This is a genomic window from Clostridium sartagoforme (assembly GCF_039521405.1).
GTDB classification, from domain to species: Bacteria; Bacillota; Clostridia; order Clostridiales; family Clostridiaceae; genus Clostridium; species Clostridium sartagoforme.
Genome location: NZ_BAAACH010000039.1, coordinates 181,018 through 193,290 on the forward strand (window position 1 = coordinate 181,018; position 12,273 = coordinate 193,290).

Annotated in this window: 11 protein-coding genes, 2 riboswitches and 1 other annotated feature; of the genes, 9 read left to right on the forward strand and 2 right to left on the reverse strand. The window is 28.3% G+C overall.

Features of this window, described 5'->3' with window-relative positions; all coding sequences use genetic code 11:
- Positions 1-39 precede the first annotated feature (39 nt).
- The 6 genes from ABDZ60_RS18140 (at position 40) to leuA (ending at position 6,143) form a co-directional block, all read left to right on the forward strand.
- Positions 40-693 (forward strand): GyrI-like domain-containing protein, encoded by a 654-nt coding sequence (locus tag ABDZ60_RS18140; protein WP_343780115.1) that lies wholly within the window; start codon positions 40-42, stop codon positions 691-693.
- Positions 693-1,457 (forward strand): N-acetyltransferase, encoded by a 765-nt coding sequence (locus ABDZ60_RS18145; RefSeq protein WP_016207134.1) that lies wholly within the window; start codon positions 693-695, stop codon positions 1,455-1,457. The genes ABDZ60_RS18140 and ABDZ60_RS18145 overlap by 1 nt, the downstream gene beginning before the upstream one ends.
- An 11-nt stretch (positions 1,458-1,468) precedes the next feature.
- Positions 1,469-2,353, forward strand: coding sequence for an SPL family radical SAM protein (locus tag ABDZ60_RS18150; protein ID WP_016207133.1), 885 nt, complete (start codon positions 1,469-1,471; stop codon positions 2,351-2,353).
- Between the two features lie 181 nt (positions 2,354-2,534).
- Positions 2,535-3,167 (forward strand): pyrophosphatase PpaX, encoded by a 633-nt coding sequence (ppaX, locus tag ABDZ60_RS18155; protein ID WP_016207132.1) that lies wholly within the window; start codon positions 2,535-2,537, stop codon positions 3,165-3,167.
- Positions 3,168-3,180: 13 nt separating this feature from the next.
- Complete coding sequence (locus tag ABDZ60_RS18160) at positions 3,181-4,140, forward strand: D-2-hydroxyacid dehydrogenase (protein WP_016207131.1); 960 nt, start codon at positions 3,181-3,183, stop codon at positions 4,138-4,140.
- Between the two features lie 71 nt (positions 4,141-4,211).
- Positions 4,212-4,409: a binding site (T-box leader), on the forward strand.
- A 57-nt stretch (positions 4,410-4,466) separates the two neighbouring features.
- Positions 4,467-6,143, forward strand: a complete 1,677-nt coding sequence (gene leuA, locus ABDZ60_RS18165) for a 2-isopropylmalate synthase (protein ID WP_343780121.1) — start codon at positions 4,467-4,469, stop codon at positions 6,141-6,143.
- A gap of 512 nt (positions 6,144-6,655) precedes the next feature.
- On the opposite strand, the gene aspD is transcribed toward leuA, so the two are convergent.
- The gene (aspD, locus tag ABDZ60_RS18170; RefSeq protein ID WP_343780123.1) at positions 6,656-8,308 is read right to left on the reverse strand and encodes an aspartate 4-decarboxylase; all 1,653 of its coding nucleotides are present in this window, start codon (positions 8,306-8,308) and stop codon (positions 6,656-6,658) included.
- A gap of 289 nt (positions 8,309-8,597) precedes the next feature.
- Positions 8,598-8,677: riboswitch (glycine riboswitch) on the forward strand.
- A gap of 2 nt (positions 8,678-8,679) precedes the next feature.
- A riboswitch (glycine riboswitch) is annotated at positions 8,680-8,766 on the forward strand.
- A 91-nt stretch (positions 8,767-8,857) separates the two neighbouring features.
- On the opposite strand from aspD, the gene ABDZ60_RS18175 reads away from it, so the two are divergent.
- Both ABDZ60_RS18175 and ABDZ60_RS18180 read left to right on the forward strand, forming a co-directional pair.
- Positions 8,858-10,252 carry an alanine/glycine:cation symporter family protein gene (locus ABDZ60_RS18175; protein WP_047000430.1) on the forward strand — a complete coding sequence of 465 codons (1,395 nt, stop codon included), beginning with the start codon at positions 8,858-8,860 and terminating at the stop codon, positions 10,250-10,252.
- Positions 10,253-10,390: 138 nt separating this feature from the next.
- Positions 10,391-11,353, forward strand: coding sequence for a glycoside hydrolase family 73 protein (locus ABDZ60_RS18180; protein WP_343780126.1), 963 nt, complete (start codon positions 10,391-10,393; stop codon positions 11,351-11,353).
- Between the two features lie 86 nt (positions 11,354-11,439).
- Here the strand turns inward: ABDZ60_RS18180 and ABDZ60_RS18185 are convergent, their stop codons facing one another.
- On the reverse strand, positions 11,440-11,709 hold the full coding sequence (locus ABDZ60_RS18185; RefSeq protein WP_047000431.1) for an acylphosphatase: 270 nt from the start codon (positions 11,707-11,709) through the stop codon (positions 11,440-11,442).
- A 133-nt stretch (positions 11,710-11,842) separates the two neighbouring features.
- On the opposite strand from ABDZ60_RS18185, the gene ndk reads away from it, so the two are divergent.
- Positions 11,843-12,253: a nucleoside-diphosphate kinase gene (gene ndk, locus ABDZ60_RS18190; RefSeq protein WP_343780128.1), complete on the forward strand. Its 411-nt coding sequence runs from the start codon at positions 11,843-11,845 to the stop codon at positions 12,251-12,253.
- Positions 12,254-12,273: the final 20 nt, after the last annotated feature.

Below are 12,273 nucleotides of genomic sequence, written 5' to 3' on the forward strand. Positions count from 1 at the left end.
TATTTTTATTTATATAAGAAAAGTAAAAGGAGAATTAAGATGGATAAATTAGATTATAAAAAGGCGTTTAAAGATTTATATTTACCCAAAACACAACCTATAGAAATAACAGTACCTTCAATGACATTTATAATGGTAGATGGACAAGGAGATCCCAATAATAAAGATGGAGAGTATCAAGATGCCATTGAAGTACTATATGGTTTATCTTATACAATAAAGATGAATAAGAATATAAGAAATGAGATAGAAAATTATTTTGATTATGTTGTTCCACCTCTTGAAGGGTTATGGTGGTTAAAAGATGATGATATGGATTTTAGTAAAAAACATAAATATATTTGGACCTCTATGATACGACAACCTGAATTTGTAACACAAGAAATATTTGATTTTGCTTGTGAAGAACTAAAAAAGAAAAAGCCTAATATTGATGTATCTAAAGCAAGACTTGAAATATTTAATGAAGGTTTATGTGTTCAATGTATGCATATAGGTCCATTTGATCAAGAATATGCTACTACTGAAAAAATTGATAAATATATTGAAGAAAATAACTTAATTAATGATATTAGTAAGATTAGTCAAGATGGTAAAATTAGAAGACATCACGAAATTTATTTATCCGATCCAAGAAAAGCTAATAAGGAAAAGATGAAAACTGTTATAAGGCACCCTGTTAGGAGGAAGTAATGGAGGAAATCATAACATTAAATTATAATAATATTGAATGTGAACATATTTGTTGTTCTTTATCAGATAAAAAAGGTGATTGTGGAGTTTATTTAAAAAAAGAATGGCTTAAGGAAAGATTTGATGACGGGTTAATATTTAATAAAATAAATGTGAGAGGAAAAGCATTTATAGAATACATTCCAGTAGAAAATGCATGGGCACCTATTGAAGGTAAAAATTATATGTTTATAAATTGTTTTTGGGTATCTGGAAAGTTTAAGGGGAGAGGCTATGCTAATAGATTATTAAATGAATGTATCGATAATTGCAAGAAAAGAGGAAAAAATGGAATTATTACACTTTCTTCAAAAAAGAAAATGCCATTTTTATCAGATCCAGATTATTTAAAATATAAAGGTTTTAAAGTATGTGATATCGCCAATCCTTATTATGAGTTATTATATTTACCATTTTCGGATAAGTATGATTCACCTAAGTTTAAAAATCATGTTAAGTATGGAAAAAATGATGAGAATGGATTAACATTATATTATTCAAATCAATGTCCTCATACAAGTAAATATGTTGATTTAATAAGAAAAATTTCAAGTGAAAAGAAAGTTGATATAAAGATAATTAAAATTGAAACTAAAGAACAAGCTCAAAGTTCACCGTGTCCATTTACAACTTATAGTTTGTTTTACAATGGAGAATTTGTAACAAATGAAATATTATCAGAAAATAAGTTTAACAAACTTATTATAGAAAAAGGACTTATTTAGGAGAGATATATATGAATTATATACCTGCAAAAAGTATTTTATCTGGATATAGAGAAGGTAATAATTGGTTTGGAATTAATTATAATATGAATATATATAAGGGTTGCAATCATGGATGTATATATTGCGATAGTAGAAGTGACTGCTATGGTATAGATAACTTTGAAATTGTTAGGGCTAAAGAAAATTCAATAGAACTAATAAGAAGAGAATTAAAATCTAAAAGGAAAAAAGGAGTTATTGGGACTGGTGCTATGAGCGATCCGTACAATTCTTTTGAGAAAAAGTACTCTTTAACTCGTAGTGCATTGGAAGCCATTGATAATAACGGTTTTGGAGTCTCAATTGCAACAAAAAGTAATTTAATCACAAGAGATATTGATATTTTAAAAAGAATTAAAAGTCATTCACCTGTACTTTGTAAAATCACAATTACAACAGCACAAGATGATTTGTGTAGAAAAATTGAACCAAATGTTGCAGTTACTTCTAAGCGGTTTGAAACGATAAAAAGATTAGCAGATGAGGGAATTTATACAGGAATATTATTAATGCCTATTTTACCATTTATTAATGATAGTGAAGAAAATATAATTAGTATTGTAAGACTGGCGCAAAAAAATGGAGCTAAGTTTATTTATCCTGCTTTTGGAGTCACTTTAAGATCAAACCAAAGAGATTATTTTTTCGACATGCTAAACAAAGCCTTTCCTGGAATTAAAGAAAGATATATAAAAATATTTGGAAATGAATATATGTGTAACAGTCCGAATGCTAGAAATTTATACAAGATATTTGCTAATGAATGTGAAAAATTGGGCCTATTTTATAAAATGAATGATATAATTTATAATTACAGAGAAGTGTATAAGGATGAACAATTAAGTTTATTTTAATACAAAATAAGAATATGGATATTTTTGGATGCCTTTATATAATTTAGGTATCTTTTTATTTTAATTAAATATTATCTGAATTTTGTACAAGGATATTTTATATGTTATTATTATTGTAAAGTATTATGAGGAAATGTCTTTGAAACATCTCCATAACTTACTTTTATACTAGGAGGATATTATGATAAAAGCTGTGTTATTTGATTTAGATGGAACTTTGTTAGATACAAATGAATTAATTTATAATTCTTTTGATAAAACATTTAAAGAAAAGTTAGGAATAGAATTAAAAAAAGAAGAGATTTTAGATTTTTTTGGAAGACCTTTAAAAGAACCTTTTATGAGACATGCAATTGAAGAAAATGTTGATGATTTAGTAGCATACTATAGAGAGTATAATGAGGGAATACATGATAAGATGTGTTTTGCATTTGATGGAGTTAAAGAGCTTTTAACTAATCTTAAGAAAAAGAAAATTAAAATAGGTATAGTAACATCAAAAAGAGAAGAACTTGCTGTAAGAGGAATGAAGATAGCAGAAATATATGATTTCATGGATGTAATTATAACACCAGAATCAACAACTCTTCATAAACCAAATCCAGATCCAGCGCTTAAAGCATGTAGTGAATTAGGAATAGAACCAAATGAAGCTATTATGGTTGGAGATAGTTATTATGATATATATTGCGGGAAATCAGCAGGATGTAAAACTTGTGCAGTAAATTATACTTTTATAGGAATAGATAAATTAAAAGAATCTAATCCAGATTATTTTATAGATAAACCAATGGATATTTTAAATTTATTATAATTAGGAGGGCAAAATGAAGCAAATAGTAATTTTAGATGGAAAAACTTTAGGGGAATTAGATTTTTCTAAATTGAAAGAGTTTGGAGAAGTAACTTATTATGATACCACAAAACCAGAAGATGTAGTAGAAAGGATAAAAGACGCTAATATAGTTTTAACTAATAAGATAGTATTAAATGAGAATAATTTAAAGGAAGCTGAGAATTTAGAACTAATATGTGAAACTGCTACTGGATTTAACAATATCGATATAGTATATGCAAGAAATAATAATATTGCAGTTACAAATGTTGCAGGATATTCAACTAATACCGTTGCTCAACATACTTTTGCCACAGTATTATCTTTATATGATAAAATATCTTATTATGACAATTATGTTAAATCTGGAGACTATGCAAAATCAGGTCTTTTCACTAATTTAAATAAGCCTTTTTATGAATTAGAAGGTAAGACATGGGGAATCATAGGCTTTGGCGCAATAGGGAAAAGAGTAGCCAAGATAGCAGAAGCATTTGGAGTTAATGTAATTTATTACTCTACTTCAGGAAAAAATTCAAATAGTGAGTATAAGAGAGTGAATTTTGATGAATTATTAAGTTTATCAGATATAATTTCTATTCATGCTCCATTAAATCAAGATACACAAGGTTTAATAAATTATAATGCTCTTAATAAGATGAAAAAGTCAGCTATATTAATTAATATGGGGAGAGGGCCAATAGTAATTGAAGGTGATTTAGCAATGGCAATAGATGAAGAACTTATTGCTGGTGCTGCTTTAGATGTATTTGAAGTAGAGCCTATTAAAGAAGATAATCCATTAACCTCTATCAAAAATAAGGACAATTTAGTTTTAACACCACATATTGCTTGGGCAAGCGTAGAAGCAAGGGAAAGATTATTTGAAGAAGTAATTAAAAATATTAAAGCTTTTTATAATGGAGAGATAAGAGGACGAGTTGAAATATAAAATTAATAAGACACCTTAGAAATATTTGACAAAAGGATAAATTTATAGTATATTACTGATTAATTAAATATTGAAAAGCTTAGAATGAGAGTAGTAAAAAGTAAGAGATATTAAAGAGAGTAGGGGAATGGTGAAAGCCCACGTATTATCGCTTTTGAACTCGCTCAGGAGCTGCAAGACTGAATGGGGAAGTAGGTTTTGCCGGCATTGTTATGCTGTTATTTTAATTAAGTTAAAACTTGGATGGTACCGCGTAAATCGCTCCAATTAGGAGTAGGTTTATGCGGTTTTTTACTTTCTATATTTATAAATAAGGGGGCATTTAAATGAATTATAAAAAGTACAAGAAGTTTCAAACGATTAAATTAAAGGAAAGAACATGGCCAGATAATGAAATCAAAAAATCACCTATATGGTGTAGTGTTGATTTGAGAGACGGAAATCAAGCATTAATTAATCCTATGACAGTAGAAGAAAAAATAAAAATGTTTAATCTTTTAATAGAATTAGGATTTAAAGAAATAGAAATTGGATTTCCATCAGCTTCACAAATAGAATTCGACTTTTTGAGAATTTTAGTAGAAAACAACTTGATTCCTGAAGGGGTGAAGGTTCAAGTTTTAACACAAGCTAGGCCACATTTAATACAAAGAACATTTGAAGCTTTAGAGGGGGTAAAAGAGGCTATAGTTCATATATATAATTCTACATCGATACTTCAAAGGGATGTTGTTTTTAATATGAGCAAAGAGGAAATCAAGTCTATAGCAGTAGAGGGAACAAAACTAGTTAAAGAGTATGCTAAGTCTTTTAATGGAAAATTATATTTAGAATATTCACCAGAAAGTTTTACAGGAACAGAAGTTGATTATGCATTAGAAGTATGTGAAGCTGTATTAGATACTTGGGGAGCAGATGATAAAAATAAGGTAATTATAAACTTACCATCCACAGTAGAAATGGATACACCAAATGTATTTGCAGATCAGATAGAATGGATGAGTAGAAATTTTAGTAATAGAAATAGAATAATTTTAAGCGTGCATCCACACAATGACAGGGGCACAGGAGTTGCAACTGCAGAACTTGCAATGTTAGCAGGTGCAGATAGAGTTGAGGGTACTTTATTTGGAAATGGAGAAAGAACAGGAAATGTTGATATATTAAATTTAGCATATAATATGTTTTCTCATGGAATAAGTCCAAACTTACAATTAGATAATATAAATAAAATAATAGATGTTTATGAAAAGTGTTGCAAAATACCTGTTCATATAAGACATCCTTATGCAGGAGAACTTGTATTTACTGCATTTTCAGGTTCACATCAAGATGCAATAAATAAGGGAATGAAAAAGTATATAGAAAGAAACCAAAATACTTGGGAAGTTCCATATTTACCTATAGATCCTACTGATTTAGGAAGAGAATATGAAGCCTTAGTAAGAATAAACAGCCAATCAGGAAAAGGTGGAGTGGCCTTCGTATTAGAAAGTCATTTTGGATATAAGATGCCTAAGAGTATGCATAAAGAGTTTGGAGATATAATACAAAAGGTAACAGAAAAGCATGGAGAAATATCACCAAAAGTAATTATGGAAAAGTTTAGAGACGAGTATTTAGATTTTGTAGGCCCATTTAAACTATTAAAGTTTAAGATTGAAGATAGTGATAGTTTAGACTTCGAATCTCAAAATACTAAAATAAATGTTACTTTCTTATTTAATGGGGAAGAAAAGAGCTTTATAGCAGAAGGAAATGGACCTATAGATTCATTAAAGAAAGCATTAATTAAAAGTAATTTAGTAGAAACCACAATACTAGATTATGCAGAACATTCTTTAGGTGAAGGTTCAGAAGCTAAAGCAGCAGCTTATGTTGAAATGAAAAGACTAGATAATTCTAAAACAACCTTTGGTGTTGGAGTAGATAGTAATATAACTATAGCATCAATAAAAGCAGTATTTAGTGCAATAAATAGACTTTATAAAAAACACATGTAGATTTACAAGCAAGACTAGAGTTCATAGTTGTTTTAAATTGCGAATATAAAGGCTACGATAAATAGATATGTTTCATAAGCTAAATAGCTACGCAAAGAAGTACTAGGCTCGGAGAACTACTATGCCAAGAGTTTTGGTTAAACTCGCTACGCTCAGACAAACCAACAATACTAAGGCATAGTAGTTCTTCCTTCACCAAGTACTTCTAGTTTCTCGCTATATGCTTATTTCACATACTCTATTTACCTTCGCCAACTTATATTAAGAATTTAAATTAATAATGAATTAAATTATTGGTAAAAAATAATTGGTGAGGGAAATTAAAAACTTAGTTAAGTGTAGCAGACTATAATTGAGATTGTCCCTGCTCTCTGTTACTTTATTCCAAAAATTGCAAACTGTGAATTGTGCACTGCGAACTGAAAAATGCTTCGTATTTTTTACTATTACGAACTAGAAAAGATCGAGTATAAACTCGATCTTTATTTTATATATGAAAGTGTTGAATAGTTTTATAAATTTTCTGCTTTTTCTTTTGACCATTTATTTTCTTGCCACTCTTTAAGCAAGTCAGAAAGAATTTTTCTTAAAACTTTACCAATGATATAGTAGAAATTATCATTAAGATTGGCAAGTGAAATTCTTAATGACCATTCAGAAGAAGCAAATCCATCTCCATTTAATAAGATTATAGAGTAATTTTTAGCTAAATCATATAATATATCAAATGGGGTATAGTGTGATGCTATGTAATTAGAAAAGTCTTCATTGAATTTATTTTTTGCCCAATCAATTATATTTAGTTCAGTATAATATGAAGAATCATTAGGATTATCTATAAGATTTAATTCCATGCCTTCAAATAATAAAGCTTTACGTCTTTTACATATTTCAATAGTAAGATTTTTATAATTATTATTATAATCAACTAGAGTAAAGGCACAAAATAAAGCCATTTGAACTTGCTGAGGCGTTGATAAACCAGCAGTATGGTTAAGAGCAACTTGTCTACTATCAGCAACTAATCTATCTATGAATTTTATATTACTAGGATCAGATGACATGTGTTTATACCTTTTATTTAATTCTATTTTATCTTTAGATGACAGATTAGTTAAAAGATCATTAAATACATTGTTTTCATTTAAAAATATTGCACCAAGTCTCCAACCAGTAACTCCAAAATATTTCGATAAGGAATACACACCTAAGGTATTGTATGGTAAATGAGCAACTATAGATTTAAACTTTTCTATGAATGTACAGTAAACATCATCAGTTATTATCATTAAATTTGGATTATAGTTTTTAACTACATTAACTAAATTATTCTTACATTTATCACTTAATGCTATTGAAGCGGGATTGTTTGGATTAACAATGAATAATGCTTTTATATTAGTATCCTTAAGTTTTTCTAGTTCCTCAATTGGATATTGCCAAGTTGGATTATTATTTTCATCTAAATCATTTGCATGAATCCTTATTACCTCAAAATCATAGTTAGGTAAGTGAGGAATTTCTAGATAAGGCGTAAAAATAGGTGTCATTAAAGCAATTTTATCCCCTTTATTTAATAGCTTGTTTGATGTTAGAGAGTCAAAAATATAACACATTGCAGCAGTTCCACCTTCAACGGCAAAAACATCAAATTTATTATTAAATTTAGTGTCACCACATAATTCTTTTAATAAGTATTTATTAACTATTTCCTCTATATGAATAAGCATTTTATCTGGAAACGGATAGTTATCACCAATAATTCCATCAGTAATTTCAAATAAAAAATCATCTGGATTAAAACTAAACTCTTTAATGCAATAATTTAGTATTTCTTTTAATAAACTAATTCCAGGTAAATTAGTGTTCTTAGTATAATAATCTAAAAACCTTTCATAAATTCCATTTTTACTAACCATACCAGCTAAGTCATTTACGCATAAATTTCTTTGGCATTCTAAAACAGCAAAATGGCCAAGTGTAAAAAAGGCTTGTCTAGGGGTTGAAGAAGTCCAATTAGGATTACCTCTACCAGCATCTAAAATATTTCCATTAAATTTTCCTTTATTAAGGTTAGCTAATTCAATCAATTTATCTTTAAATTCGAAAGGGCTTATTTTACCATAAAGATTTGATAAGTAGTCCTTTGTTAATTTTATGTCCATTATGGATACTCCTTTTCAAATGTACTATTAATTCTATTAATAGTATATATCTCCATTGTAAAAATTCAATGAATTCTTGCAAAAAATATAATTACTGCAATAAATGATTCAAAAAATGATAATTTATCAAAACATGTTGATTATAAAAGATAAAAAATTATTAATATGTTAAATGTTAATAATTATAAAAATAAAAAATATTGAGAGTATTTTTTATAATTAATATAAAAAGAGGTTGAAATTTTTAAGGAAAGCATATATAATCGTAATATAATTTAATAATGTTCGGTTGAAGGTAGTGGGAGAGAGATTTTTAAATAAATCCACCGAAGAAGTAAATCTTTCAGGTATTAGGACCGCTATTGGACGAACCTCTGGAGAGACTCAGAGATGAGCACCGAAGGAGCAAGATAATTTAAAGTTTAAATTATTGAAACTCTCAGGTAAAAGGACAGGGGATAAGATAGGTCTATAAATTTTTATTATTTAATAGATCTTATTTACCTATCTATTCTCCTCCGTAAATTTAAATTTAAGGGGGATTTTTTTATGTTAAATCAAATTCAATCAATTTTAAGTACTATCGATGCTATAATATGGGGGCCACCACTATTAGTATTATTAGTAGGGACAGGAATATATTTAACCTGGAAATTAAAACTACTACAAATATTTAAACTACCTTTAGCACTAAAATACATATTTTCAAAAGAGGAAGATACTGATGATGATGCAAAAGGTGATGTTACTAGTTATGGAGCTTTATGTACGGCTTTATCAGCAACTATAGGAACAGGAAATATAGTTGGAGTTGCTACTGCAATTAAGGCTGGAGGACCAGGAGCATTGTTTTGGATGTGGATAGCAGCTTTTTTTGGCATGGCTACTAAATATGCTGAAGGAGTACTTGCAATAAAATATAGAGAAGTAGATGAGAATGGACAAATGGCTGGTGGACCAATGTATTATATAAAAAATGGGCTAGGATTAAATTGGTTAGCAAAATTATTTGCCATATTTGGAGTAGGTGTTGCTCTACTTGGAATAGGAACATTTGGGCAAGTAAAGTCTATTGCTGATGCAGCAAAAATAGGATTCAATATTCCATTAATAGTTACAGCAGTAGTAGTTACTATATTAGTGGCCTTAGTTACTCTAGGAGGAATAAAAAGAATTTCAAGTGTATCAGAAAAAATTGTTCCTTTTATGGCTATACTATATATAGTGGGAGTTATTTTGGTACTAATATTTAATTTTACCAAAATACCTTCAGCTATTAGTTTAATAATAAGAAGTGCATTTAATCCTAAAGCAGCTTTAGGAGGTGCAGTAGGAATAACTATTTCAATTGCCATGCAAAGAGGAATTGGAAGGGGAGTATTTTCAAACGAAGCAGGACTTGGTAGTGCACCTATAGCAGCAGCAGCAGCAAAAACAAAATCTCCTGTAAGACAAGGATTAATTTCTATGACAGGAACATTTATTGATACTATTATAATTTGTACAATGACTGGATTAGTTATTGTTGTTACAGGAAGCTTTACTGGAAACCTAGAAGGTGCAAATTTAACTACAGCAGCCTTTGAAAAGGGATTGCCAATAGCTTTATTAGGAAAATATATAGTTAATATAGGTTTGATATTCTTTGCGTTTACAACTATATTAGGATGGAATTATTATGGGGAAAGATGTATTGAATATTTATTCGGCGTAAAGGGAATAAAACCTTATAAAATTATTTTTATAGCTTTAGTTGCAGTAGGGTCTTTTTTACCATTGGAGATGATTTTTATTATAGCAGATATAGTTAATGGGCTTATGGCATTTCCAAATCTAATTGGATTAATAGGATTAAGGCATGTTGTTATTTCTGAAACACAGAAGTTTTTTGATGATATAAAAGAAGTGGATACGGATGGAATTGAAGAAAAAATGACAGTTTAAGGTGGAAAAACTCCACCTTTTTTATATAATAAATTTTCTTAAATATTAATTAAATTTTCATAATAAACTTTATATAAATAAAATATTATTTATAATATATGTATATATTTATAAAGAAGAATATTTGGAGGTAGCGTTTTGGAGTACAAGGGAACATATAAAGGAATAGGTGATTATAAGGAAAGTTACAGCAAAAACATTATGAAAAAAATTATTTTAAGTGTAACTTTTATTATTACATTAATGGTTACAATAGTTTTTGTAACCGCAGAATATCTTAATAAATCAAGTAAAGAAACAATACTTTCAAATGAAGAAATAATTAAATACATAAATATAAGTGATGACTTAAGTGCTGGGGGGATTCAATTAAATTGGCAAGAAATAGCAGCAGTAAATGGTGCTATAGCTGATGGTAACTTTGAAATTAATGGTGAGAATATAAATAATATAGTAAATTCATTTTACAACAAAGATGCTTCTGGAAATGTTGTAGAATTAAAGAAATTTAAAGCTGCAATTAAAGCATTAAATTTAAGTAGTGAACAAGAAGAAAAAGCTAATGAATACCTTGAAGGATTGAAAAATAATTATATACACAGAGAATTAATAATGGACAATTCTAAGCTTCAATTTATAGATAAGGTTTCTGAGGTTGCTTATGATAATTATAAAAGTTATGGAATATTACCTTCTATAACGATTGCTCAAGCTATTTTAGAATCTGGATGGGGTGAGTCTACTTTATCATCTAAATATAATAATCTTTTTGGGATAAAAGCAGATGAAAGATGGAGTGGGGATAGTATTGATCTTGAAACTAAAGAGAATTATGATGATGTTATTGTTGGAGCATTTAGATCTTATGGTGATATAAAATCTTCTATAAAAGATCACGGAAAATTTCTTTATGAAAATGAAAGATATTCTGCAAATGGATTATTTCAAGCTAAAGGCTATAAGGAGCAAGCACAAGCTTTAGAAAATGCAGGTTATAGTACGGCTAAAGATGAGGAAGGAAATTTAATTTATGGAGATAAATTAATAAGAGTTATTCAAGAAAATAATTTAATGTTATATGATACGAAGGTACAAAGATAATAGTGGCTGTATTAAAGACAGCCACTTAAGAATTGATAATTAAATATGAATAATTATTGATGTAATTTTTCACTTTTAGATAACGGTTATTTAATCTTGAACTTAGATTCATTAAAAACTAAATCAATTTGTTTTTTTGAAAGGGAGTCTATTCTTATGAAAAAGTTACCTTTGTTTATTGTATTAATAAATTTAATAATTATTTTTTCATCACCTTGAACTTCCATTTCAACCATTCCATTATCCATATTACGAACCCATCCAGTTAGCTTCAAGTTAGCTGCATTCATCTGGCAAAAGTATCTAAAGCCAACCCCTTGAACTCTACCTTCAACAAGAACATAGTATCTAATCATAAATTCACCTCTTATATTAGATTATTATAAAAATTATAACATAAATATAATATTGTTATGAAGATAATATTATTAGTTTATGAACAAAGATGATATAATAATTATGAGAATTTAAGACAAGGGGGAATATTATATGGAAAAGTCACTAGTATTAATAAAACCAGATGCAGTGGGAAAAAATATAATAGGAAAAATAATCGATAAGTATGAAGAAAATGGACTAAAAGTAATTGCATTAAGAATGGAAACGATATCTAAGGATTTTGCATGTAAGCATTATGAAGAACATATTGGGAAAAGTTTTTTTGATCCATTAATAGCATTTATAACTAAAGGACCTTTATGTGCATTGATTTTAGAAGGAGAAAATGCAATAGAGAAAATTAGAGAAATTAATGGAAGTACAAATCCAGAAGTGGCTGAAGAAGGTACGATAAGAAAGTTATATGCTGCAAATAATAGAGAAAACTGTGTTCATGCATCAGATAGTCCTAAAAGTGCAGAAAGAGAAATAAAATTGTGGTTTGGAAATTTAAACTTATAATTAAAAAGGGGTTACATAAC

What these genes read in the sequence shown, in the direction of transcription:
- ABDZ60_RS18175 (WP_047000430.1), top strand. Translation starts at nt 8,858, where the DNA reads ATGTTAAATCAAATTCAATCAATTTTAAGTACTATCGATGCTATAATA.
- ABDZ60_RS18160 (WP_016207131.1), top strand. Translation starts at nt 3,181, where the DNA reads ATGAAGCAAATAGTAATTTTAGATGGAAAAACTTTAGGGGAATTAGAT.
- ndk (WP_343780128.1), top strand. Translation starts at nt 11,843, where the DNA reads ATGGAAAAGTCACTAGTATTAATAAAACCAGATGCAGTGGGAAAAAAT.
- leuA (WP_343780121.1), top strand. Translation starts at nt 4,467, where the DNA reads ATGAATTATAAAAAGTACAAGAAGTTTCAAACGATTAAATTAAAGGAA.
- ABDZ60_RS18140 (WP_343780115.1), top strand. Translation starts at nt 40, where the DNA reads ATGGATAAATTAGATTATAAAAAGGCGTTTAAAGATTTATATTTACCC.
- ABDZ60_RS18150 (WP_016207133.1), top strand. Translation starts at nt 1,469, where the DNA reads ATGAATTATATACCTGCAAAAAGTATTTTATCTGGATATAGAGAAGGT.
- aspD (WP_343780123.1), bottom strand. Translation starts at nt 8,308, where the DNA reads ATGGACATAAAATTAACAAAGGACTACTTATCAAATCTTTATGGTAAA.
- ABDZ60_RS18185 (WP_047000431.1), bottom strand. Translation starts at nt 11,709, where the DNA reads ATGATTAGATACTATGTTCTTGTTGAAGGTAGAGTTCAAGGGGTTGGC.
- ppaX (WP_016207132.1), top strand. Translation starts at nt 2,535, where the DNA reads ATGATAAAAGCTGTGTTATTTGATTTAGATGGAACTTTGTTAGATACA.
- ABDZ60_RS18145 (WP_016207134.1), top strand. Translation starts at nt 693, where the DNA reads ATGGAGGAAATCATAACATTAAATTATAATAATATTGAATGTGAACAT.